At 73.2% G+C, this 24,594-nt stretch carries 16 protein-coding genes; 7 read left to right on the top strand and 9 right to left on the bottom strand.

The genetic code is table 11. From position 1 onward, the window contains the following. Nucleotides 1-157 precede the first annotated feature (157 nt). The 4 genes from O7625_RS25915 (at nt 158) to O7625_RS25930 (ending at nt 6,464) form a co-directional block, all read left to right on the top strand. Complete coding sequence (locus O7625_RS25915; protein WP_282347092.1) at nt 158-3,325, top strand: amino acid adenylation domain-containing protein; 3,168 nt, start codon at nt 158-160, stop codon at nt 3,323-3,325. Then, nucleotides 3,315-4,148: an alpha/beta fold hydrolase gene (locus O7625_RS25920; protein WP_282342326.1), complete on the top strand. Its 834-nt coding sequence runs from the start codon at nt 3,315-3,317 to the stop codon at nt 4,146-4,148. Before O7625_RS25915 ends, O7625_RS25920 begins: the two co-directional genes overlap by 11 nt. Next, nucleotides 4,145-5,506 carry an MFS transporter gene (locus O7625_RS25925; protein WP_282342328.1) on the top strand — a complete coding sequence of 454 codons (1,362 nt, stop codon included), beginning with the start codon at nt 4,145-4,147 and terminating at the stop codon, nt 5,504-5,506. The genes O7625_RS25920 and O7625_RS25925 overlap by 4 nt, the downstream gene beginning before the upstream one ends. Before the next feature lie 175 nt (nt 5,507-5,681). Next, on the top strand, nt 5,682-6,464 hold the full coding sequence (locus O7625_RS25930; RefSeq protein ID WP_282342330.1) for an AraC family transcriptional regulator: 783 nt from the start codon (nt 5,682-5,684) through the stop codon (nt 6,462-6,464). Nucleotides 6,465-6,617: 153 nt separating this feature from the next. Here O7625_RS25930 and O7625_RS25935 read toward each other — a convergent pair whose 3' ends face one another. Then, entirely contained in the window at nt 6,618-8,654 is a 2,037-nt protein-coding gene (locus tag O7625_RS25935; protein WP_282342332.1) for an ABC transporter permease subunit, read from the bottom strand. Continuing rightward, nucleotides 8,651-10,087: an extracellular solute-binding protein gene (locus O7625_RS25940; protein ID WP_282342334.1), complete on the bottom strand. Its 1,437-nt coding sequence runs from the start codon at nt 10,085-10,087 to the stop codon at nt 8,651-8,653. Before O7625_RS25940 ends, O7625_RS25935 begins: the two co-directional genes overlap by 4 nt. 757 nt (nt 10,088-10,844) lie before the next feature. On the opposite strand from O7625_RS25940, the gene O7625_RS25945 reads away from it, so the two are divergent. The 3 genes from O7625_RS25945 to meaB are packed head-to-tail and all read left to right on the top strand — an operon-like array spanning nt 10,845 to nt 15,947. Continuing rightward, complete coding sequence (locus O7625_RS25945) at nt 10,845-12,701, top strand: methylmalonyl-CoA mutase family protein (RefSeq protein ID WP_282342336.1); 1,857 nt, start codon at nt 10,845-10,847, stop codon at nt 12,699-12,701. After that, nucleotides 12,701-14,920, top strand: a complete 2,220-nt coding sequence (gene scpA / locus O7625_RS25950; protein ID WP_282342338.1) for a methylmalonyl-CoA mutase — start codon at nt 12,701-12,703, stop codon at nt 14,918-14,920. The genes O7625_RS25945 and scpA overlap by 1 nt, the downstream gene beginning before the upstream one ends. Nucleotides 14,921-14,930: 10 nt before the next feature. After that, nucleotides 14,931-15,947, top strand: a complete 1,017-nt coding sequence (meaB, locus tag O7625_RS25955) for a methylmalonyl Co-A mutase-associated GTPase MeaB (RefSeq protein ID WP_282342340.1) — start codon at nt 14,931-14,933, stop codon at nt 15,945-15,947. Nucleotides 15,948-15,990: 43 nt separating this feature from the next. On the opposite strand, the gene O7625_RS25960 is transcribed toward meaB, so the two are convergent. The 7 genes from O7625_RS25960 to O7625_RS25990 form a co-directional block, all read right to left on the bottom strand. Next, complete coding sequence (locus O7625_RS25960; protein WP_282342342.1) at nt 15,991-16,890, bottom strand: ABC transporter substrate-binding protein; 900 nt, start codon at nt 16,888-16,890, stop codon at nt 15,991-15,993. Nucleotides 16,891-17,066: 176 nt separating this feature from the next. Then, the gene (locus O7625_RS25965; protein WP_282342343.1) at nt 17,067-18,785 is read right to left on the bottom strand and encodes an aminotransferase class V-fold PLP-dependent enzyme; all 1,719 of its coding nucleotides are present in this window, start codon (nt 18,783-18,785) and stop codon (nt 17,067-17,069) included. Between the two features lie 253 nt (nt 18,786-19,038). Then, nucleotides 19,039-19,716, bottom strand: a complete 678-nt coding sequence (locus O7625_RS25970; RefSeq protein ID WP_282342345.1) for a glycosyltransferase — start codon at nt 19,714-19,716, stop codon at nt 19,039-19,041. Beyond that, nucleotides 19,713-20,339, bottom strand: coding sequence for an SAM-dependent methyltransferase (locus O7625_RS25975; RefSeq protein ID WP_282342347.1), 627 nt, complete (start codon nt 20,337-20,339; stop codon nt 19,713-19,715). The genes O7625_RS25970 and O7625_RS25975 overlap by 4 nt, the downstream gene beginning before the upstream one ends. Continuing rightward, a complete protein-coding gene (locus O7625_RS25980; protein WP_282342349.1) occupies nt 20,336-21,073 on the bottom strand; it encodes a PIG-L family deacetylase in 738 nt (245 codons plus the stop codon). Before O7625_RS25980 ends, O7625_RS25975 begins: the two co-directional genes overlap by 4 nt. Beyond that, complete coding sequence (locus O7625_RS25985) at nt 21,067-22,026, bottom strand: acyl-CoA dehydrogenase (protein ID WP_282342351.1); 960 nt, start codon at nt 22,024-22,026, stop codon at nt 21,067-21,069. Before O7625_RS25985 ends, O7625_RS25980 begins: the two co-directional genes overlap by 7 nt. Before the next feature lie 387 nt (nt 22,027-22,413). After that, on the bottom strand, nt 22,414-24,573 hold the full coding sequence (locus O7625_RS25990) for a hypothetical protein (protein WP_282342353.1): 2,160 nt from the start codon (nt 24,571-24,573) through the stop codon (nt 22,414-22,416). Between the last annotated feature and the right edge of the window lie 21 nt (nt 24,574-24,594).

The raw sequence follows: 24,594 nt of genomic DNA on the forward strand, positions 1-24,594 counted from the left end.
ACGCGGCTGGCGGTTGGAAAAAGGTCAGGAACGTACAAGACGTGAGGTGCGGAAGCCGCGACCATAGCGCCGACAGGACTGTCCGGTGTCTCATCGGTTTGGAGCGGGTGCAGTGATCGCAAATGACGGCTCGGAAACTCGGCTGGCGCGGCTGTCGGTGGGCCAGGAACAGCTGTGGTTTCTCGAGCAGATGGCACCCGGGCTCGCCACGTACAACGTCTCGGTGGCCCATCGGATTCGCGGGCCGTTGAACGGCGCAGCACTCAGGACCGCTCTCACCGCACTCGTCCGGCGGCACGAGTTGCTGCGGGGAACGGTCACCACCGTCGACGGGGTGCCGGGGATGGTGATCACTCCATTCTCGGATGTGCCGCTGCCGATCAGCGATCTGAGCGACGAGACGCCCGAAGCACGTGAGGCCGCGCTCGCAGAGGGCCTGCGCGAGCACTCCGCCCGGGCGTTCGACCTCACCGGTGGCCCGCTGTACCGGTTCAAGCTGTTCCGGTGCGGCCCGGACGAACACGTGCTGTCGCTCTCCTTCCACCACATCGTCACCGACGGATGGTCGACCAGCCTGCTGCTCAGGCAGCTGACCGACGAGTACGCCGCCGCCCTGGCCGGCACCGAGCCGGCCCTGCCCAAGCCCGCCGACTCGGCCGCGGCGGTGCGGTATCTCGACTTCGCCGCCGCGCAGCGCGCCGCACTCGACAACGGCGACCTGGAGGAGCAGCTCCGGTACTGGCACGGGCAGTTGGACGGGGCCGCTCCGCTGGAACTGCCCACCGATCGGCCGCGCCCGGCCGAACCGAGTTTCGCCAGCGGAACCGCGAGCGCCGAGCTGCCCGTCGCGCTCGTCCGTGCGCTGGCCACCGGCGAGGGCGTGTCCCCGTTCGTGGTCCTGTCGGCCGCGCTGCTCGTGCTCCTCAACCGGTACAGCGGGCACGACGACATCTGCCTGGGCACCGCCACTCTCGGCCGGACCGACCCGGACCTGGAGCCGGTGGTCGGTTACTTCACGAACATGGTGGTGCTGCGCACCAGCCTGCACGACGACCCCAGCTTCACCGAGCTCGTGGCGCGGGTCGCGGACACCGTGCTCGACGGGTACGACAACCAGGACGTGCCGTTCGAACGCGTCGTCGACCGTCTCCGCCCGCACCGCGACCCGGGTCGCAATCCGCTGTTCGGGGTCTGCGCCCAGTTCCTCACCGAATTCACCGCCGGAACCGCTCTGGACCTACCCGGACTGACCACGGAAGCCATCGACGCGCCGTCGCTCGGCGCGCGCTTCGACCTGTCGTTGACGTTCGTCGAGTCACCGGACCGGCTGCGGGTGTTCGTCGAGTACGCCCTCGACCTCTTCGACGGCTGGCGGATCGAGGCCCTGGTCCGCCACCTCACCCAGGTGCTCTCGGCGGCCTGCGGACAGCCCACGCGGCCGGTGTCGGAACTGCCGTTGCTCGACGAGGAGGAGATCGGGGCACTGTTGGCGGCCGGCACCGGTCAGCTGCTCGTCCATGCCGACGAGCCGGTCCACGCCGCGATCGCCCGTAGGGCGCAGGAGCAGCCCGACCAGGTCGCCGCCGTGTACGAGGACGACAGTTTGACGTACCGCGAGCTGGACCGCAGGGCGTTCGAGCTGGCCGCGTTCCTGCGCGGCCGGGGCGTGCGCGACGGCCAGGTCGTGGCCGTGGCGGTGGAGCGTGACCTCGACGCGCTCGTCGCGCTGCTCGGCGTCCTCCGGGCGGGTGCCGCCTTCGCGATCATGGATCCCTCGCACCCCGCGGGCCGGCTGGAGTACATCCTGCGGGACACGGCTGCGCCGGTCGTGCTGACGCAGAGCCGGGTCCGGGACCGGATTCCGGAGACGGGTCCGTGGTCGATCGTGGAGATCGACCAGGAACGCGCGGCATTCGTCGAGGCGGGGGCCGCGGCGGAGCCCTGGGCCGAGGTCGGCAGGGACGCGCTCGCCTACGTCCTGTACACCTCGGGCTCGACCGGCCGGCCCAAGGGCGTGCTCATCGAACACCGCGCACTGCAGTCGTTCATCGCCTCCTACCGTCGGGTCTTCGACCTGCGGCCGGACGACCGGATGCTCCAGTTGGCGGCGCTGGCGTTCGACATGTCCCAGGGGGAGATCTTCGCCGGTCTCACCGCCGGAGCGAGTCTGGTCCTCGTCGACAAGGAGACCGGGACCTCGCCCGCCGCACTCGCCGCGCTCATGCGCCGGCAGCGGGTCACCTACATCTGCATGTCTCCGGCGATGTTGGCGCTGGTCGAGGGTGGACCGTACCCCGATCTGCGCAAGATCATGGCGGGTGGCGAGGCGGTACCGGCCGAGATGGTCGCCAAGTGGAACCTGCCGGGACGCCGTCTGATCAACTGCTACGGACCCACCGAGGCAGCCGTCGGCTGCACCTCCTACGAATGCCCGCACGAGCCCGCGCGCAGCGCGCCGCCGATCGGCAAACCCTTCACCGACCGGCGGATGTACGTGGTCGACAAGGCCGGTCGGCTGGTCCCCCGCGGCGTTCCCGGGGAGTTGCTGATCGGCGGTGAGGAGGGCCTGGCCCGCGGCTACCTCAACCAGCCGGAGCTGACCGCCAGGGCGTTCGTCGAGGATCCGTTCCACCCCGGTGGCCGGGTGTACCGCAGCGGCGACATCGTGCGCTGGAACCGGGACTACCAGTTGGAGTTCCTCGGTCGCGGCGACGGACAGGTGAAGATGCGGGGTCTGCGGATCGAGTTGGAGGAGATCGAGTCCGCGCTGATGTCGCACCCGGATGTCGGCGTCGCCGCGGTGGCGATGCGGCTGGACCGGCGGGGTGAGGCCCGCCTGGTCGGCTACGCCTCCCCCGCCGCCGATCGGCAGCCGGTCGCCACGGAACTGCGCGCCCACCTCGCCGAACGACTGCCCGACTACATGATCCCGACGGCCTGGGTGTTCCTGGACAGCCTGCCGTTGACCACCGCCCGGAAGGTGGATCGCAAGGCCCTGCCGGATCCGGTCGACGCCGATCCCGAGCAGGACTACGTCGCCCCGCAGGGCGGCACCGAGACGGCCGTCGCTCGGATCTACGCCGAGGTGCTCGAAGTCGACCGGGTGAGTGCGGCGGTGGCGTTCTTCGCGGCCGGTGGGAACTCGCTGCAGGCGATGCGGGTGGTCAGCCGCCTGGGCAAGGAGTTCGGCGTGAAGCTGCGGATGCGCAGCATGTTCGCCGATGCCACGGTGCGTTCGGTCGCGGCCGAGGTGGACCGGCTGGTCGCGGCGCGGCCGGCGAGGGCGGTCCAGCAGGCCGGAGCAGGGGCCGACCGTGCATTCTGACCTGCTGGTGCCGTTCGGCGCGGGGGATGGTGACGCGGCGCCCCTGTACTGCGTGCACTCCGCCTCCGGCTCCGCCTACACCTACCTCCCCCTGGTCGGCGCGCTCGGTGGTCGACGGGTCGTGGGCATCGAGGCACCGGGGTACGACAGCGACGGTCTGCCCCCCGCTGATCTGCGCGAACTCGCGGACCGCTACGCCCGCGCCGTGGCGGACGACTGCGGGAGGCGACAGGCGTGCCTGCTCGGCTGGTCGATGGGCGGCTCGGTCGCGTACGCCATGGCCTGGCGGCTGCGGGCGCTGGGAGTCGTCGTGCCGCTCGTCGTGATCGTCGACGCGCTGATGCACCACGCCGAGCCGACCCCCCCGGTGCGCGAGATTCTCACCAGGTTCGCCGTCGATCTGGTCACGGAGGGGGGCGGCGGTCGTGCTGAGGAGGGCGTCGTCGCCGCGCTGCGGGCCTGGTCGTCGGACGCTCCCGTCACGGAGGCCTGGGGACTGCTGCGCCGCGCCGACCTGGTCCCCGAGGAGTTGGACGCCGAGACGCTCGCTCGCCGGTTCGAGGTGTTCCGCCGCAACGTCGAGGCCCTGCACCGGTACGCGCCGGAACCCGGTTACCCCGACCCGGTGCTGGTCGTCGACGGCGAGGATTCGCCGCGTGGGCCGCTGCGGTGGGCGGACGTGGCGGCGCGGGTACGCACCGTGACGGTGCCGGGCGACCACTTCTCGCTCTGGCGGGGTGCGGGCCTGGCGGCGTTGGGCACCCGAGTCGAGGAGGCGCTACGCGAGGCGTGTGCGGCGCCGGCCCGGGAGGTCCGGACGTGACGGCGCGGGCCGGGGTGGGGTCGGGTGACACCGTGGCCCGGCGGAGCCTCTGGCACAACCGGGATTTCGTCACGTTCTGGTCGGGCGAGACCCTGTCGTTGTTCGGCACGCAGATCACCGTTCTGGCGCTTCCGCTGACCGCGGTGATCACCCTCGATGCCCAGCCCGAGCAGCTCGGCATCCTACGGTTCCTGCAGATGGTGCCGTACCTGCTGTTCGGCCCGCTGTTCGGGGTCTGGGTCGACCGTCACCGCCGCCGTACGGCGATGATCGGGGCGAACGTCGTCCGCATGGTGCTGATCGGGCTGATACCGGTGCTGGCCGGGCTCGGTCAACTCAACATGCCCGTACTTCTCGTGATCACCTTCTGTGTCGGGATGGGTGCGGTGCTGTTCGACATCAGCTGGATGTCGTTCGTGCCCACCCTGATTCGGGATCCCGGGTACCTCGTCGATGCCAACTCCAAGCTCGCCGCGACGTCCGCGACCGCCGACGCGGCCGGACCCGGCGTGGCGGGAGCGCTGGTGAACCTGCTGTCCGCGCCCGTCGCGATGGCCGCGAACGCGGTCACCTACCTCGGCTCGGTGATCTCCCTGCTGCTCATCCGTACCGAGGAGAAGCCACCGCCGGCCACGGTGAAGCGGCGGATCCGCACGGAGCTGGCGCAGGGGTTCGCGTTCGTCGCGGGGAACCGCCTGGTGCGGTGGATCGCCCTGGTCGGTGGCCTGGCGAACTTCTTCCTCTCCGCCACGCAGCCGATGTTCATCCTGTTCGCGGTGCGCGAACAGGACGTCCCCTCCTCGATGTTGGGCCTGATCTTCTCGATCGGCGCGGGTGGCGGGATCATCGGCGGGATGATCTGCCGTCGGCTGATCGAACGGCTGCACCTCGGCCGGGTCTACGCGGGCGCGCTCTGCGTGGCGTTCGTCCCCGCGCTGCTGCTGCCGGCGGCCAGCGGGCCGACCCTCGTCCTGGGCGTCCTGTACACGGTCGCCTGGTTCCTCGGGTCACTGGGGCTCACGATGGTCAACATCGTGATCATGAGCGTGCGGCAGAACGTGACACCGCCGTCGTTGCTGGGCCGCATGAACGCGGCGGTACGTGCCGTGATGTTCGGGCTCGGTGCGCTCGGTGGCCCGATCGCGGGTCTGATCGCGGCCACGGCCGGGGTGCGGGAGGCGCTCTGGATCTCGACCGGCTGCTCGGGGGTGTTCGTGCTGTGCGGAGTCGCGCTGTCGCCGCTCACCAGGATGCGTACGATGCCGGGAGCCGCGACCGACCCGGCGGACCAGGCGGACGGGCCGGACCATGCCGGGCCTGGATCCCGCCCCCCGTCCGTGCCGGAGATGGCCGACTGAGCTCCGCGCCGCCAAGCCGGGGATGCGTGCTGGGCTTCCCCGGCTCCGGCCGGGCCGTCCGGCGGGACGGCACCGAACAGCCACGACGCCGGTCGGGTCCGCGGTGCGTCCCGGCACCGCCGACGGGGGCGCGATCCGGCGGAACGGCCGTGGCAGGCTCTTGTACGTTGATGTCGTGGACGCGGGTCAGCGGGTGACGGCGTGGCGACCGGCCGTGGAGGGCATCGTCGAGGTGCTCCACGCCCGGTTCACCGGTCACACGTACCCGATGCACACCCATGACTGCTGGACGCTGCTCATCGTGGACGACGGCGTGATCGAGTACGACCTGAACCGTACCCATCACGGCGTGCTGCGGTCCCAGGTGACACTGCTACCCCCCGACGTGGCGCACGACGGTCGGGCCGCGACCGCGGCCGGCTTCCGCAAACGGGTGCTCTACCTCGATCCGGCGACCCTCGACACCGGCCTCATCGGCGCCGCGGTGGACGCGCCCATCCTGACGGAGCCGGCACTGCGGCAGCGGGTGCACTGGCTGCACCAGGCGCTGGCTCAGCCCGGTGAGGAGTTCGCCGCGCAGAGCCGGTTCTCGCTCATCCGCGAGGGGCTCGCCCAGCACCTCCGCCCGGCTCCCCTCTCCCGACCCGAACCGGCGCTGGCCCGCCGGCTGCGCCGCCTGCTGGACGAGCGCACGGTGGACGGGGTGACGCTGGAGCTGGCCGCCCGGGAGTTCGACGTCAGTCCGGCGCACCTGGTGCGGTCGTTCACCGGCGCGTACGGGCTGGCGCCGCACGCGTACCTGACCGGGCGGCGCATCGACGCGGCCCGCCGGCTGCTGTTGCGCGGCGTACCGGCGGGCCAGGTCGCGGCCGCGACCGGCTTCTACGACCAGCCGCACCTGACCCGCCACTTCCGCCGCTACCTGGGCGTGACCCCGGGCCGGTACGCCGCCGGGTGACGCCTGCCCGCGCCGCCGCTCGCCTGTCCGCGCCCCCGCTCGCCGAGGCTCGTCGAGGCTCGCCGACGCCCCGAATTCGGAGCGGGCTGCGCCCCGACACCGGAACGGGCTGCGGCCGGCGGCCGGTGCCCGGTACCCGTGATCCGGGCGGGTTCAGCCCTTCACCGCGCCCGCGGTGAGCCCCTCGGTCAGGAAGCGCTGGCCGAAGGCGTACATGAGCACCACAGGTATGCTGACGAGCAGCGACGCGGCGGCGAGCTGCCCCTGCGGCACGACGTCTCCGGTGATCATCGACTGCATGCCCACGGGCAGGGTCTTGTACTCGTCCTTGGTGATGAACACGAAGGCGAAGAGGAACTCGTTCCAGGCGTTGGTCAGGGTGAACAGCCCGACCGCCAGCAGGCCCGGCTTGGCCAGCGGCAGCACCACCCGGCGGAACGCCTGCAGGCGGGTGCAGCCGTCGACCAGCGCGGCCTCCTCCAACTCGACGGGGATCGACGCGAAGTACCCCGCCAGCAACCAGGTCGCGAACGGCAGGGTGAAGGTCGGATACGTCACGACCAGCGACCACAACGAGTCGGTGAGCCGCATCCCGATGAGCAGTTGATACAGCGGGATGAACAGCAGCGCGCCCGGCATCACGTAGGTGATCAGGACCGTGACGGTGAAACCCTGTGCTCCACGGAACCGCAGCCGGGCCAGCGCGTAGCCGGCCAGGGCGGCACAGACCAGCGCCACCGCGGTGGACGCCACGGACACCAGCACCGTGTTGAGGTACCAGCGGCCGAACGGCTTGGTGGCGAAGAGGTCGGTGAACTGCTGGGTGGTCCACGGCGTCGGCCACAGGTCGCGGGCGTGCATGACGATCTGACCGTCGGACTTGAAGGCGGTGACGAAGATCCAGTACAGCGGGGCCAGGACGAAGACCAGCAACCCGGCCAGGGCTACCCAGGACGCCAACCCCGACACCAGCGACGACGCCCGGCGACTCCCCCGGGCACCGAGGGCCGAGACCACCCGGCCGACCGCCGCCGCGATCAGCAGGAACACCCCGAGGAGCACCGCCGCCTTCCAGAAGATGTGCGGTGACGCCCAGGCCAGCAGGGCGACGGTCGCCGCCGCGACGGCCCACGGCAGGGCGGTGCGGACCGTGCGGGTGGTACGGGGCGGGCGGGCCGGCCGGGTCCTGCGGGCACGTCGGGACGGGGCCACACCCGAGTCCCGGCGCAACAGCCGGACCAGCAGGAACACCAGCACGCCGATGACCGGCAGCATGACGAGGGTGACCGCCGCTCCCGCGCCGTACTGGAGTTGCAGGATCGCCTTCGAGTACGCGACCAGCACGTACGGTGCCGTCGCGTCGCCCGGACCGCCCTGGGTCAGCAACCAGATGAGGTCGAAGTTGTTGAACGTCCAGATCGACGACAGGGTCACCGTCACGGTGATCACGTGGCGCAGTCCGGGCAGCGTCACGTGGAGGAACCGCCGCCACGGTGAGGCCCCGTCGACGGTCGCCGCCTCGTACAGCTCGGTGGGGATGGCCTTCAACCCGGCGAGGAAGGCGACGGTGAAGAACGGCACCCCCTTCCACACGTTGACGCCGATCACCGACGGCATGGCCAGCGACGCCTCGGACAGCCAGCCCGCGGGCCAGCTGTCGACCAGGTGCGCCCGCACCAGCAGCGGCCCGATCCCCGACCCGGTGAGCAGCGTGTTGACGCTGCCGAAGATCGGGTCGAGCAGCGAGCGCCAACTGAACGCGGTGACCACCGTGGGCACCACCCACGGCAGCAGGAGCAGCCCGGCCAGCACGGCCCGTCCCCGGCGTCGGTGGTGCAGCAGCAGGGCCGCGGACAGCCCGAGCACCACCTTGAACACCTCGGCGTACGCGGTGAAGACGAACGAGTTCACCACGCCCGTGTGGAACTGCTCGTCGTCGGCCAGGGCGAGGTAGTTGGCCAGGCCGACGAAGACGCTGTCCTGGCCGTGCCGTTCCGTCGTGCTGGTCACCACGGACCAGGCGATCGGCAGCAGCACCAGCACGCCGACCAGCACCGCGGTGGGGGCCAGGAACGTCGCCGCCAGCCGCCAGTCGCGGCCCAGTCGCCGCCCCGGCGCGGTACGGGGGCCGGGCCTCGGCCGTGGCGATGCTCCTGACGCCGGGGTGGGCGCCGGGCGGACCGAGGTCACTGCGGCAGCCCCTGCTGGGTGAAGATCTGCACCATCCTGGCGTGGGCGGCCCGTACCGCCTGCGCGGGCGACGTGCCCTGGATGACCTGCTGCATCAGGTCGGTGAGGACGTACGCGCCGACGGCGGCCTGCTGTCCCGCGCTGGCCTTCTGCGGGAAGTCCAGGCCGTTCTTCGTCGACAGCGGCAGCTTCTGTTGGGTGATCTTGCGCATGATGGGGAACGCCGGGTCGCCGCTGGTGAAGAACGGGTCGGCGTCCCAGACCTTCTCCCAGGCCGGCAGCGCCAGCCCCGGCGCCTCCTTCGCCACGCCGACGAGCGCGGGCGCGGTGACCAGGTACTGGGTCAGGAGCTTGGCCAGGGCGGGGTTCTTGGCACCCTTGAAGATGACGAAGCCCTGGGACTGGCCGAGCAGCAGGGAGTTGTCGGTGGCGGGGCCGGTGCAGTCGGCGAAGACGTGGGTGTTGGCGTAGACGGGGTTCTTCTTGGTCTTGGAGTCCGCGTAGACGCTGAACTGGTTGCGGGTGTAGCCGAGGATGCCGGCGAGCCAGTTCTCGTTGTTGCTGGAGTCGGTCCAGGCGGCCACCCCCGGCGGCAGCATCGGCTTGTACCGGGGGTTGGTGTAGATGTCGGCGAGGAAGGTCACCGCCTGCACCGTCTCGGGCGAGTCGAAGGTGACCTTCCGGCCGTCGTTGGAGGCGATCGCCCCGCCGTACGAGTTGATCAGCGCCTCGATCATGCCGTTGGCGTCCCCGGACCGGTTCACGGTCATGCCCCAGCCGAACCGCCGCTTGCCGGGGTCGGAGATCGCCAGGCAGAGGTCCCGCAGCTCCTCCCAGGTGTAGACGTCCTTGGGGGTGATGCCCTCGTCGCTCATCCAGTCCTTGCGCAGGAAGGAACCGATGCCGATGAAGTGGTAGGGGATGGCGAACCACCTGCCGTCGAAGACGCAGAAGTTCTTGGACTCGGCGGTGGGCTCGCCGTACGTCGCCGTCAGCGCCTGGACGACGTCCGTCACGTCCTCCAGGTCGCCGAGCGCCTGGAACTGGGCGACGAACCGCGAGTCGGTCATGAACGCGAGGTCACGTGCCACGCCACCCTGGACCTCGGCATGGATCTTGGCGACCACGTCCCCGGCGTCGGCCTGGACCAGGCTGTTTCCGATCTTCGTGCCGGTGGTGTCGGCGAACTTCCTGATCGAGGCGTCGAGAGCCGCGTTCGCCGCCTCCGAGTAGAGCTTCTGCGACAGCATCCCCATCGAGGAGCCCTTCAACGCCGTCGCGGCGTCGACGAGTTCCTGCGGGACCTCGGCCTGCACCCTGGGCGTGGACGGCGAGGTGTCTCCGCACGCGGCGAGGCCGGCCGCGCCGAGCAGTCCCACCCCCATTCCCAGAAAGCCCCGCCGGGACCGCACCGCACCGTCCTTCATGGACATCCGCCTCCTCCGTCTCGCCTCACCGCGACCCGCCGGGGAAACCGGGGACGTTCCGCCCCGTCCGGTGGACGTCTGCGAGGTGGCGCCCGAGGACGATTCTCTGGCCGAATGTCCTCAGCCGCCGCTGGCACGTCGTCATCGAAATCGGAAAGCTGTCCCGCCGCCGGCAGGACCTCCCCGGCCTGCCCCGCGCTACCCGTGCCCCGAGCGGCGGAATGTCGGCCGGGACGGCGCTGCGCTCACCCTACACATTTCGGAAAGTCACGACCAGACCTCTCGGGAACCGGAGGACAATTCATCATGATCAATAGAATTGCCCAACAGGCGATCCGCTCTCCCGCATCAGGACATCGACCATGGTCAGAGCGTCATCCGCCCGGCCGAGCCCCGCCGATCCGCCGGCCGACCCGCCCACCAACCCCCGCCGACCCACCGGCCGACCCGCCCGGTGACCCGCGGGGCGGGCGTGCGGGGGCGGAGTCGTGGCACCCGGTCGACGAGCAGCACACCGGGTCCACCACCCCGGGTGGCCCGATCCACCACCCCGGGGTGGCCCGCCGCGACCGGCACGCTCCTCCGCCGCGGCGGCCGGGCCTGCCGCCGCGGTCCGCGACGTCAGCTCACGTCAATGCGTGAGCGGTAACCCATATGGTGGCTTCGGTAGGGTCGGCGGCCATACCTCCCGATAGCGTCGCCACCGCAGTTGGAGTTGTCACATCCGGGCGACGGTCCGCGGTCGCACCTTTACTATTCCGGCATGACGGTGCCGTCAGAGACGCTTCGCCTCGCCGCCGACTTCCCGGCCGCCACCTCCGAACAGTGGCGTCAGTCGGCGCTCGCCGTGCTGCGCAAGACCGGTGCCGCCGACGCGGACACCGGCCCCGAGGCGGTCCGGGAGCTGCTCACCCACCACGGCCACGACGGCATCGACACCGCCGCGCTCTACACCGGAGCCGACGCGCCGACGGTCCCGCCGCCACCCGGGCTGTTCCCCTACACCCGGGGCGGGCGGGCGACCGGCGCGGTGGCCGCCGGCTGGGACATCCGGCAGCGCCACGCCGACCCGGACCCGAAGCTCACCGGCGAGGCGATCCGGGTCGACCTGGAGAACGGGGTGACCTCGCTGTGGCTGGTGCTGGGCGACGGCGGCCTGCCGGTCACCGGCCTGGCGACCGCGCTCCAGGACGTCTACCTCGATCTGGCCGGCGTGGTCCTGGACGCCGGGGACGCCGCCGTCGAGGCGGTGCCGGCGTGGTTCGCGCTGCTCGCCGAGCGTGCGGTGCCGTCCGTCGAGGTCCGGGGGAACCTGGGCGTCGACCCGCTGGGCTGGCGGGCGCGCACCGGGCAGCGGTGGGACGGCCCGGCCGACGAGTGGGCCCGCCGCTGCGCGGCCGACTTCCCCCTGCTGCGGGCGATGACGGTCGACGCGACGACCTACCACGACGCGGGCGGCTCCGACGCCCAGGAACTCGGCTGCGCGCTCGCCACCGGGGTGGCGTACCTGCGTCAGCTGACCGCCGCCGGGCTGGACGTCGGCACCGCGTTCGGCCAGCTGGAGTTCCGCTACGCGGCCACCGCCGACCAGTTCGCCACCATCGTCAAGCTGCGCGCGGCCCGTCGGCTGTGGGCGCGGGTCGCCCAGGTCTGCGGGGCGCCGCAGGTGGGCGCACAGCGGCAACACGCGGTGACCTCCTCGGCGATGATGACCGCCCGCGACCCGTGGGTGAACATGCTGCGCACCACGCTGGCCTGCTTCGCCGCCGGGGTCGGTGGCGCCGAGGCGGTGACCGTGCAGCCGTTCGACCTGCACCTGGGCCTGCCGGACGGTTTCGCCCGGCGGATCGCCCGCAACACCCAGTCGCTCCTGCTCGACGAGGCGAACGTGGGTCGGGTGGTCGACCCCGCCGGCGGCTCGTGGTACGTCGAGCGGCAGACCGAGGAGGTCGCCCGGGCGGCCTGGGCCTGGTTCACCGACATCGAGCGGGCCGGTGGGATGGCCGCCGCGCTGGACAGCGGGCTCGTCGCCGACCGGCTCGCCGCGACCTGGCAGCGACGGGCCGACGCGCTGGCCCACCGCCGCGACCCGCTCACCGGCGTCAGCGAGTTCCCCCACCTGGAGGAGCAGCTGCCGACCCGTCCGGCGGCCCCGCCCGCGCCGGACGGCGGCCTGCCCCGGCACCGCTACGCCGAGGCGTACGAGGACCTGCGGGACCGGGTCGACGCGCACACCGCGACCACCGGCGTACGACCCGCGGTGTTCCTCGCCACGCTGGGCCGCCCCGCGGTGCACAGCGCCCGCGCCGGCTTCGCCGCCAACCTGTTCGCAGCCGGCGGGGTGGCCAGCGTCCACCCACCGGCCGGTGACGACGATCCCGCCCGGTTGGCGGCGGCGTTCGCCGCCAGCGGCGCCCGGGTCGCCTGCCTGTGCTCCTCCGACCGGGTCTACGCCGAGTCGGCGCAGCCGGTGGCCCGGGCGCTGGCCGAGGCGGGCGCGACCAGGGTGTGGCTGGCCGGCGCACCGGCCGACCATCCGGCGGTGGACGACTATCTCTTCGCGGGCTGCGACGCCGTACGGGTGTTGGAGAAGATCCTGCGTGACCTGGGGGTGCCGTGATGCCCGCTGCGATTCCCGACTTCACCGGCGTCGACCTCGGGGCCGCGCCCACCGGCGGTGGGCCGGGCGACTGGCGCGCGGCCGTACGCGCCGAGACCGGCGGTGACCCCGGGGCGTTGACCTGGCAGACCCCGGAGGGCATCGCGGTCGCCCCGCTGTACACCGCCGACGACCGGGCCGGGCTCGACTTCCTCGACACGTACCCCGGCATCGCGCCCTACCTGCGGGGGCCGTACCCGACCATGTACGCCACCCAGCCGTGGACGATCCGCCAGTACGCGGGCTTCTCCACCGCCGAGGAGTCCAACGCCTTCTACCGGCGCAACCTCGCCGCCGGGCAGAAGGGCCTGTCGGTCGCCTTCGACCTGCCGACGCACCGCGGCTACGACTCCGACCATCCGCGCGTCGCGGGCGACGTGGGCATGGCCGGGGTGGCGATCGACTCGATCTACGACATGCGGCAGCTCTTCGACGGCATCCCGCTGGACCGGATGAGCGTGTCGATGACCATGAACGGCGCGGTGCTGCCGGTGCTGGCGCTCTACATCGTCGCCGCCGAGGAGCAGGGGGTGGCGCCGGAGCAGCTGTCCGGGACCATCCAGAACGACATCCTCAAGGAGTTCATGGTCCGCAACACCTACATCTATCCGCCGCAGCCGTCGATGCGGATCATCTCCGACATCTTCGCCTACACCTCCGCGCGGATGCCCCGCTACAACTCCATCTCCATCTCCGGCTACCACATCCAGGAGGCCGGGGCCACCGCCGACCTGGAGCTGGCGTACACCCTCGCCGACGGGGTGGAGTACCTGCGCGCCGGCCGGGACGCCGGGCTGGACATCGACGCGTTCGCCCCCCGCCTGTCGTTCTTCTGGGCCGTCGGAATGAACTTCTTCATGGAGGTCGCGAAGCTCCGGGCGGCCCGGCTGCTCTGGGCGCGGCTGGTGCGGGAGTTCAACCCGGGCAACCCGAAGTCGCTGAGCCTGCGGGCGCACTGCCAGACCTCCGGCTGGTCGCTGACCGCCCAGGACGTCTTCAACAACGTCGTCCGCACCTGCGTGGAGGCGATGGCCGCCACCCAGGGGCACACCCAGTCGCTGCACACCAACGCCCTCGACGAGGCGCTGGCGCTGCCCACCGACTTCTCCGCCCGGATCGCCCGCAACACGCAGCTGGTCCTGCAACACGAGTCCGGCACCACCCGGGTGATCGACCCGTGGGGCGGCAGCGCCTACGTGGAGCGGCTCACCCACGACCTGGCCGCCCGCGCCTGGAAGCACATCACCGAGGTCGAGGCGGCCGGCGGGATGGCCCGCGCCATCGACGAGGGCATCCCCAAGCTGCGGGTGGAGGAGGCCGCCGCACGCACGCAGGCGCGGATCGACTCCGGCCGGCAGCCGGTGATCGGCGTCAACAAGTACCGGCCGGCCGCCGACGAGCCGATCGAGGTGCTGAAGGTCGACAACCGGGCCGTCCGCGAGCAGCAGGTCGAGAAGCTGCGTCGGCTACGGGCCGAGCGCGACGACGAGGCCTGCACCGCCGCGCTGGACGCGCTGACCCGGGCGGCCGGCGCCGCGCTGGACGGCACCCGGGAGGCGGGGCTCGGCGGTAACCTGCTCACCCTGGCGGTCGACGCCGCACGGGCCAAGGCCACCGTCGGGGAGATCTCCGACGCGATCGAGAAGGTGTACGGGCGGCACTCCGCGCAGATCCGTACCATCTCCGGGGTGTACCGCACCGAAGCGGGCGGGGCGTCGGCCGTGGAGACGGTGCGGGCCGCCACCGCCGCCTTTGCCGACGCCGAGGGCCGCCAGCCCCGCATCCTGGTCGCCAAGATGGGCCAGGACGGACACGACCGGGGGCAGAAGGTGATCGCCACCGCGTTCGCCGACCTCGGCTTCGACGTCGACGTGGGTCCGCTGTTCCAGACCCCGGCCGAGGTCGCCCGGCAGGCCGTCGAGGCCGACGTGCACCTCGTCGGGGTGTCCAGTCTGGCCGCTGGACACCTCACCCTGGTGCCGGCGCTGCGGGACGAGCTGGCCGCGCTGGGCCGCGACGACATCATGATCATCGTGGGGGGTGTGATTCCGCCGCAGGACTTCGACGCGCTGCGCGCGGCGGGAGCGGCGGCGATCTTCCCGCCGGGCACCGTCATCGCCGACGCCGCCGCGGATCTGCTGCGCCGGTTGTCCCGGCTGCTCGGCCACCCGGACGGGTGAGCGGCACACGATGTCGATTCCCGCCGTCGAGGCGTACGTCGAGGGGGTGCGCGCGGGGGCGGTCTCCTGGGTCGCGCGGGCGATCACCCTGGTCGAGTCCACCCGGCCCGACCACCGGGTGGCCGCCCAGCGGCTGCTGGTGGCGCTCACCCCGCACGCGGGCGGCGCCCGCCGGATCGGGATCACCGGGGTGCCCGGGGTCGGCAAGTCCACCTTCATCGACGCCCTCGGCAGCCGGCTGACCGGCGCGGGCAGGCGGGTGGCGGTGCTCGCGGTCGACCCGTCGTCCACCCGTACCGGCGGCAGCATCCTCGGCGACAAGACCCGGATGGCGCGGCTCGCCACCGACCCGGCCGCCTACATCCGGCCGTCGCCGAGCGCCGGCACCCTCGGTGGGGTCGCCACGGCGACCCGGGAGGCGATGGTGGTGGTCGAGGCCGCCGGCTACGACGTGGTCCTGGTGGAGACCGTCGGCGTCGGCCAGTCCGAGACCACCGTGGCGGACATGGTCGACTCGTTCCTGCTGCTCACCCTCGCCCGCACCGGCGACCAGCTCCAGGGGATCAAGAAGGGGGTGCTGGAGCTCGCCGACGTCATCGCCGTCAACAAGGCCGACGGACCGCACGCCCTCGACGCCAGCCGCGCCGCCCGGGAACTGGCCGGGGCGCTGCGCCTGCTGCACCCGACCGACGCCGGCTGGCAACCACCCGTCGTCACCTGCAGCGCGCTGCAGGAGACCGGCCTCGACGACGTGTGGGGTCAGCTCACCCGGCACCACGACAGCATGGCCGCCTCCGGCGAACTCGCCGAGCGACGTCGCCGCCAGCAGATCGGGTGGGTCTGGGCGATGGTCCGGGCCGAGCTGCTGGACCGGCTGCACAGCCATCCCCGGGTACGGGCGCTCACCCCGGACGTGGAACGGCAGGTCGTCGACGGCACCCTCACCCCGGCCCTCGCCGCGCAACGGTTGCTGGCCGGATTCACCGAGCCGGTGGGCGGTCCCGGCACCCCACCGGCGTCGAGCTGACCGGACGGGCGGCCGGACCGCGGTCGTTTCCCGGCCCGGACCGTCAGCCCGGGGCGGTGTCGGCCCGCCAGGCCCGGGAGTCGGGACGTCCGGCGAGGACGGCGGCGAGGATCTCCGCCCCGTCGACCACCCGGGGACCGGGCCGGTTGAAGTACGCGGGACCGTCGACCACCCACACCTGGCCGTCGCGCACCGCGGGCAGGTCCGCCCAGCCGGGTTGCGCCGCCGCCACGGACAGCTCCCCGACGGTGCGCTCGGGCGTGAACCCGCACGGGCCGAACACCACCACCTCGGGTGCCAGCTCCGCCACCACCGACCACCGCTGCGGGGTGCTGTGCGCGCCCGGCCCGAGCAGCAGCGACCGCCCACCGGCATGGCCGATCTGCTCCGGCACCCAGTGCCCGCCGGGCATCAGCGGGTCCAGCCACTCGACGAACAACACGGTCGGGCCGCCGGCCCCCGGACCGGGCAGCGCCGCCAGGCGACGTTCGGCGTCCGCGCGGATCTCCGCCGCCCGGTCGGTGGTGCCGGTCAACGCGGCCACGGCGTCGACCGTGTCCAGGATCCCGCCGATGGTCCTCGCCTCCAGGGACACCACCCTGGTGTCCAGGTCGATCATCCGGACCGCGTCGTTGACCCGCGCGTAGGAGACCGCGCACACGGCGCACAGGTCCTGGGTCAGGATCAGGTCCGGCGCGAGATCCGCCAGCACCGCGACGTCGAGCTGGTACAGCGAGGATCCCCGGTGCGCGTCACCGGCGACCGCCGCGGAGATCTCCCGGCTCGTCGACGCCTCCGGCAGCGCGGTCGCGGTCACCTCGGGGACACCCGCGAGGTCGCCGGGCGGCCAGTCGCACTCGTGGGTACGGCCCACCAGGTCCCCGCCGAGGCCGAGCATGACCACGATGTCCGTGGCGGCCGGCAGTAACGAGACGATACGCACCCTGAGTGCCTACCAGCCGCCACCCCTGGCGTCCACTCACCGGCAGCCGGGCTGACGACGCCGTCGCCAGCCACCGGCCCCGGACCGAGGGCTGCCGGGCCGGGACTGCCGAGCCGAGGGCTGCCGAGCCGAGGGCTGCCGAGCCGAGGGCTGCCGAGCCCGGTCGACCGCGCCGGTCAGGTCGACGACGGCGCGTCCCGGGCAGCAGTGCAGGCCGGGGGGAGGTGGAACCAGCGCAGCGCCTCCACGCCCGCCGGGAGGCCGGTGTCGCCCTCGTCGAGGTGGTCCCGGCGACCGGCCAGGATCTCCCGGGCCTCCTCCAGGTAGCCGGCCAGGGCGTCCTCGCCGGCCCACCGCCGCCGCAGCGCCGGCTGGTCGTCGCCGGTCAGCAGCGGGACCAGGTCGGCCAGGCGCGGCGACCACGCCGTACCCCGGTGGTGGCGCCACCGGCCGCTGCGGGCGTCGAAGCGGTAGTCGGGCAGCAGCCGGTGCCCCTGGCGGGCGATCAGGTCGACCGCGTCGACCAGGTAGTCGGCGACCCGGTCGGAGATGAAGTAGCCGAAGGTGATCCGGGTCCACCCGGGCTTGATCCCCTCGCAGCCCCGGACGATCTCCTCCCGGAACGCGCGGGAGCGTTCCTCGTCGATCCCCAGCAGCCGGTGCCCGTACGGGCCCGCGCAGGAGCACCCGGCGCGGGCCTGGATGCCGAACAGGTCGTCGAGCAGCGTGACGACGAAGTTGTGGTGCAGGTGGCGGGCACCGTGGCGGATCTGCACCGAGACGATGGGCAGTCGCCGCGCCCGCAGGTCGCCCAGGACCACGATCCCCGGGTTGGCCGACCAGCGGCGCAGCGCCCGCGACCACAGCCGTTCCTCGCGGGCCTGGATGACCTCGGTGCCGACGGACTCCTTGAGGGCGAACACCAGGCCCGCCCGGATCGACTCGACGATCGCCGGGGTGCCGCCCTCCTCGCGGGCGACCGGATCGTCGAGATAGCGGTGCCCGGCAGGGTCGACGAACGTCACGGTCCCGCCGCCGGGGACCGTCGGCACCCGGTTGCGCACCAGGTCCCGGCGCACCACCAGCACGCCGGGGGTCTGCGGCCCGCCGACGAACTTGTGCGGGGACAGGAAGACCGCGTCCTTGCCGTCCGCGGCTCCCGGTGCCGACTCCCCCATCCGGATCGGCAGGTACGGGCCGGCGGCGGCGTAGTCCCAGCACGACAGCGCCCCGTGGGCGTGCAGCAGCGCCGTGACCGCGTCGGTGTCGGTGAGGATGCCGGTGACGTTGGAGGCGGCGGAGAAGCTGCCGACGCGCAGCGGGCGGTCCGCGTACCGGGCCAGCCGCGCGGCCAGCTCGGCGCGGTCGATGTGCCCGTCGGCGTCCGCGCCGATCACCACCACGTCGGCGTACGTCTCCCGCCACGGCAGTTCGTTGGAGTGGTGTTCGTAGGGACCGACGAAGACCACGGGGCGCCGCGCCGCGGGGATGCCGGCCAGCAGGCCGTGACGGCGGGTCGGCCCGTCGGGCAGCCGCAGTTCGAGGATGCCGACCAGCTTGTCGACGGCCGCCGTGGCCCCCGAGCCGCAGAAGATCACCGCATGGTCGTCGGTGCCGCCGACGGCGTCGAGGATGGTCCGCCGGGCGTCCTCGCGCAGCCGTCCCGTCGCCCGGCCGGTGGCGGAGCTCTCGGTGTGGGTGTTGGCGTAGCGGGGCAGCACCCACTGCCGGACGGTGTCCTCCACGAAGTCCAGCGACCGACCGGAGGCGGTGTAGTCGGCGTAGGTGATCCGGCGGGGGCCGTACGGGCCGTCCAGCACCTCGCCCTCGCCGATGATGCCGTCGCGGATCCGGGCCAGTAGTCGGTCCACCCTGGACGTGTCCACCGTTGCCATGTCGCACTCCCTCCCCCGGGCGATGGCGACGGGGCGGGTCGACGACGCGTCGGTGTCCCGATCGCTGTCCACAGTGTGCCCGACCGACGGGCCACACCGCCCACGGTGTGGTCAGCCGAGGGGCGACGCCGCCCACGGTGTGGTCGGCCGACGGGCCACGCCGCCCATGGTGTGGTCGGCCCAGCCGCCCGCACCGTGTCCCGCGCTTCCGACGTGCCCGCCCGGTCCTCTTCCAGGTGGGCCGGGGCCGGGCTCAGGCCCGGTCGTCGAGGGCGTCGAGGTAGCCGGCGAAGCCGTGCGGGGCGCGGCCGTGCCGTCGGGCGCTGGTCCGGACCGCGCAGTCGGCGTCGGCGACGACCCGCATGGCACGCCGACGACCGCGCTCCACGAGGTCGTGGTCCTCGCCGTGGCGCAGGTCGGCGAATCCGCCCAGCCGCTCGTAGGCGGTGGCGGCGCAGCCCAGGTTCGCGCCGTGCACGTGCCGGTGGCCGGTGCCGGTCAGACCGCGCCGGTACCGGGCCTCGAAGCGTTCGCGGACCTGTGCGGAGCGCGGTGCCCAGTCGGTGACCCGCACCGTCCCGACCAGCAGGTCGGCACCGGCGCGGGCGTGGCGCAGCTGCCAGCCGCCCCACCGCCGGGGCACCCGGCTGTCCGCGTCGGTGGTGACGAGCCACAGATCCTGCGGGCCGTGCCGCAGGGCGTGCGCCATGCCGGCGGCGCGGGCCCGGCCGACGTTGCGGGCGCGGACCGTCAACACGACGACGCCGAGACGCTCGGCGACGGTGGCCGTGGCGTCCCGGCAGTCGTCGGCCACGACGATCACCTCCGAGCGCACCGGCAGGTGACGCAGCGAATCGAGGACCGAGGTCAGGCAGCCGGGCAGCAGCGCCTGCTCGTCGTGGGCGGGCACCACGACCGCGATCCGGTTCACCACAGACCGTCGGTCTGGGCGACGGACCTGGCCGGCGGCGGCACCCGGAGGAAGACGTCGAGGAGGAAGTCCGCCTCCTCGTGCCGGGCCGTCCGCGCCAGACCGGTCACGCCGTCGAGCAGCCGGTGCACGTCGTCGCCGCCGCGTGCGTGCTCGGCCACCGCCGGCCGCCAGTGCACGGCCACCAGGGTGCCGCCGGGTTCGAGCGAGTCCACCGTACGGGTCACCAGCCGGTCCAGCCCGGCGTCGTCGAAGTAGTAGCCCAGCTCGGAGAGGACGATCAGGTCGAAGCGGTCGGCCCCCACGGCCGGCCACTCGTCGGGGACGCGCATCCGCTCCACCCGGACGTGCGGCTGGTCGGACAGGCGCCGCCGGGCGCTCGCCACGGGCGCGGCGGCGAGGTCGACCGCCAGCAGCCGGTCACAGCGCCGCGCGAGGCGGCGGGTGAGCATGCCGGTCGAGCATCCCGGCTCGAACGCCGACCGGTAGCGGCGGCGGGGCAGACAGGCGACGGTCACCTCGTGCTTTCGCTGGTCGTACCAGCGGGTGGCGAAGCTCCACGGGTCCTCGGCCCGGGCGTACATGTCGTCGAAGTACTCGCCGGGGGTGCCGCGTGAGGTCATGACACGAACACCGTTTCGTAGGGGCGGGCGAAGCGGGCGAGAACGTGCGGGGGAAGGATCGCGGCGTCGGCGGGCGTCGGCCCGAGCGGCAGCACCTGGCTGCGGAAGGCGTCGACCGCCCGTCTCTTGGCCGACCTGGCCGCCGGGGTCAGGTCGATCCGGCGGGCCCGGTGCCAGGGCACGTCGGGGTGGTCCGGCTCGGCCCAGTGCCACGTCCACACCGGGAACTCCAGCAGCGTCGCGCCGGTACGCCGGCAGGCGACGGCAGCCGCCCGGCCGACCGCCTCGTGGTCGGGGTGGCCGTCGCCGCGCCACGTCGTGACGCACCACCGCTCCGGTGTCAGCCGGGTGGTCAACGCGTCGGTGAGCGCCGCTTCGTCGACGGCGCCGTCGGGGTGCCCGAGATGGTCGATGGCTGCCGGGGCGACGCCGAGCAGCCCGCAGGCCGTCACCGTCTCGGCCCGCCGGATCGCGGCCAGCTCCGCGCGGGAGTGCACCGTGGAATCCGGGTGGGAGGCCTCGCCGTCGGTGACGACGGTGATCTCGACGCCGCCGGTGAGCACCGCGACCAGGCCGCCGACGCCGAGCACCTCGTCATCGGGGTGCGGGGCGACGACCAGCGGCGGCACCGCCCGCGCCCGGTCGTCCAGCGCGAGGACGGGCCAGTCGGCCGGTGCCGGCCAGGCACGCCAGGTGCCCTCGTCGGTGCCCGTGTCGACGATCGGCCTCACCATCCGGGTTCTCCCGCCGCCGCCGCGAGTTCGCCGAGATGGGCCAGGTCCGCCTCCGCGTGGCTCTGCCGCAGGTACACCGTCAGGTCGGCGACCCGCCGGGCGTGGTCGGCGTCCCGGCACAACGGCCCCGCCCCCAACGCCCGGCCGACCCGGTCGACGACGGTGGTGGCCGCCGCCTCGACGGTGGCCCGGACCTGGTGCGCCAGCCGGTCCGCGTCACCGGTGGGGTCGGCGTCGATCGCGTCGGCGGCGGCGAACAGGACGGCGCGGGCGGCGGTGAGGGCCGCGTCGACCGCCCCGAGGTGCGCCATGGCGTGCGGGCCGAGGTCGCGGTGCCGGGCCGCGCCGCGCAGGGTGTCGGCGACCCCGACCGCGCCGCCGTACCAGCACGCCGCCACACCCAGCCCGCCGTGCCAGAAGCCCGGCCGCGCGGTGTAGCGGCCCGGCTCACCCACGGGTACGGCGGTCACGCCGTCGAAGCTGACGGTCCGGCTGTCGCTGGCGGCCATGCCGACGGCGGGCCAGGTGCCGGCGACCGGGGTGACCCCGGCCGCACCGACCTCGACCGCGAACAGCCGCACACCGTCGGCGGCGGTCGCGGTGACCAGCGCCCGGGACAGCAGACCGGCCCCGGAGCACCAGGGCCGGTCACCGGTGAGCAGCCACCGGTCGCCGTCCCGGGTCGCGGTGACCGAGGCCGGGACGGCCGCCCACACGCCCCACGGCTCGCGACGCCACCGGGGATCGACCGGCACGCCCAGCTCGGCGAGGATCGCCAGGGCGTCCGCGTGCCCCTCCCCCAACCGGGCCAGTACCAGGTCGGTGCGGCCGAGTTCGACGAGTCGCGACCACCGCTCCGCCGTGCGTCCACCGCCGGGCGACGGCAGGTCCAGACGCCCGGCGAGCACGGCCGACCGGAACGCCTCCCCGGGCGGCGTGCCCGCGGTGGTCACCGTCGGATCCCCGTCGCCCGGGGCGCTCCCCCGGGGCGCACGGAGTGGCGTCCGGCCCGTCGTGCTCCGCCGCCGACGACGGGCTGCCTCTCCGGACGGCTGACCGTCATCGTCCCCACCTCCCACCGGGTGACCTGCGGTCTCCGTAGGTCGTCGCCGGAAGATGCCCGTCTGCTGCGGGGCGAAACATGGCGCGGGCCACACTGCCGCGTACGCCCGTCACCGCCGCGGACGAACGCGTGACCCCGCTGGTGCCGGGCGACGCCCACGGCGGGCCGGCGGGAGTCGAGGAGAGCACGGGGGCTGAATGCCAGTCCTCCGCTCGCGCGGAGGTCCCGAATCGAACGGAACAGCAGGAAGCACCCGCATGGCCTCGACTCGCGCGGCTCACCCGGGGATCAGCTCACCGAGCCGGTCCAGGGTAAACGACTCCGAGCCGTCCGGCAGGCCCTCAGGCGCCTCGATGCCGACGAAGGTGACCGGCTCGTCCGGTAGCCGGCCGTCCCACGTCGTCACCTCGGCCCGCTCCCGCCACCGGTCGACGAGATAGGACACGGTGAGGTACCGCCGCTGCACGAGCGCCCGGACCCGGTCGGCGGTGGTGAAGATGTTCCCCTCCACCCGGTTGAACGACGGCCGTCCCCGCAGGTACAGGTGCAGCCACACGGCCTGCCAGCCGCGCCCGCTCCTGGCGAACACCATCGGCAGCGCGACCCGCCCCTGGCCGCGCAGGTGCGAACGCGCCCGTACGGTCCGCGCGTCGAACGGCATGCCGCGCTGGTCCCGTGCCCGGGTCTGGTACCCGAACATCGACTCGGCGACCTCCTCGAACGACTCGCCCGCATAGACGTTGACCTGCGGAACCAGGTAGTGCCCCCGAACCGTCAGGGGCACGTCGATGAACTCGGTCGCACCGTTCTTCGCCTCGGTGACGTCGCCGGAGTGGACCACTCCGTCGTGCCGGTAGTTCGTCCACGACACCTGGCCGGCGCTGTGGAAGTCGTCGTCGAGCAGCAGCAGCGACAGGTCGTGGTCGGTGCGGCGCCCGGTCTGACGCCAGTAGGTGAAGAAGCGCAGCAGCTCACCGGAGACCGTCGCCCGCGAGCCCCTCGGCATGACCGCGAAACCGCCCTCGCTCGCCTTGCCGGACAGCGGCAGGGCGACGTCGAGCACCTCCGGGTCCACCACCAGCGGTCGCTGCGGCTCCGGCAGCCGAGCGCCGATCTCGGCGTCGAGCAGCGACGACAGCTCGGCCACCAGGCCGGCCGGCAGCGGTGGCCGCTCGTCGGGACCGACCCACGCGGTACGCGAGCGGCTCGCGTACATCCGGGCCGAGGCGGGCGTCAGCCGGTTGTCGACGTGCTCCCGCAGGGCGAGGAGCACCCGACCCGACGCCGAGCCGAGCGCACCGGTGACCGCGTCGACGACGGTGCCCCGCTCCGCCACCGACGCCAGCCGCAGCAGCCGGTCGGCGGACCGTAGGAGCAGACCCGGCGCAGCCGACAGCACCGACGCGGCCGGGCCGACCGCACCGGCCCGGATCGCCTGCTCGGCACGGCCGGCGAGGGTGGGCACCCGCCGCTCGCCACGGGCGACCCGGAACACCTCCTGCGCGTGCGGCCACTGGGCGTACTCGTGCGGGTGTAGCCGTTCCCCGAGCCGCTTCCAGCGCTCCGCGTAGCGCGCCACGTCACCGAGCTTGTCCGGGTTCGCGCCGACGACCTCGTCCAGCGCGGCCAGCAGCATCCGCCGCTCGGGGCGCCGGAAGGCACGGAACCGCGTGGGTGCCGCGAGCGAGACGTCCCCACCGGAGACCTGGCAGGCGAGACGCAGCACGTCGGTCGTCGTGTCCACGCCGACCAGCGGTCGACCGAGGACGAGTCGGATGCCGTTGAGCACGGCGCGGTTCTCCCGTACCGGGATCTCGGTCGGCTGCGCGCCGTCCGCGCAGGCCAGCGCCAGCTCGCTGAGGATCGCCAGGTCGGCCTCGCCGTGCGGCGTCGGGCTGCCGGCCAGGGCCAGGTAGAGCCGTTCCGCCTCCACCTCGACGGTGTCACCGAGCCGCAGCAGGGTCACCCGGTCGCCGGCCGCGGTGACCAGTGTGTCGTGCGCGGCCAGCAGCTCCGCGTAGGTGTGCTGGTAGGTGCCGTAGGCCGGCAGGTCGAGCAGGTTCACCCCGCCCGCGACGACGGCGGCCCGCAGCTCGGCGTCGGTCGCCGTGCGCCCACCGGTGAGCACGGCGGCCCGCAGCCGGTCCGTCCAGAACTCGATGGTGTCCGGCACGTCGTGCGGGAAGCCGATGAAGTACGCGTTGTGCCGGACGTGGTCCCCGACCAGCTCGCGCACCGCCGCCACGACCGTGGTGGCGAGGTCCATCGCCGGCGCGGGCGCCAGGGCGCCGACGTGCTCCAGCAGAGCCCGCGAAGCGGAGAACCCGACGTCGAGCAGTGCCGCGTCCAACTGCCGGGCCACCGGCGTGCCGTCACCGGGCGCGGCCGGGCTCGTCGGCACGCGCAGGGTCTTCTGGATGACCAGCTTCTCGATCACGTGCCCTCCGTTCCGGTCGGT

This window comes from Micromonospora sp. WMMD714, from assembly GCF_029581315.1.
GTDB lineage: Bacteria > Actinomycetota > Actinomycetes > Mycobacteriales > Micromonosporaceae > Micromonospora > Micromonospora rifamycinica.

Coding starts and splice junctions, on each gene's coding strand:
- O7625_RS25965 (WP_282342343.1), bottom strand. CDS start 18,785: ATGGCAACGGTGGACACGTCCAGGGTGGACCGACTACTGGCCCGGATC.
- scpA (WP_282342338.1), top strand. CDS start 12,701: ATGCCCGCTGCGATTCCCGACTTCACCGGCGTCGACCTCGGGGCCGCG.
- O7625_RS25980 (WP_282342349.1), bottom strand. CDS start 21,073: ATGGTGAGGCCGATCGTCGACACGGGCACCGACGAGGGCACCTGGCGT.
- meaB (WP_282342340.1), top strand. CDS start 14,931: ATGTCGATTCCCGCCGTCGAGGCGTACGTCGAGGGGGTGCGCGCGGGG.
- O7625_RS25945 (WP_282342336.1), top strand. CDS start 10,845: ATGACGGTGCCGTCAGAGACGCTTCGCCTCGCCGCCGACTTCCCGGCC.
- O7625_RS25940 (WP_282342334.1), bottom strand. CDS start 10,087: ATGTCCATGAAGGACGGTGCGGTGCGGTCCCGGCGGGGCTTTCTGGGA.
- O7625_RS25975 (WP_282342347.1), bottom strand. CDS start 20,339: ATGACCTCACGCGGCACCCCCGGCGAGTACTTCGACGACATGTACGCC.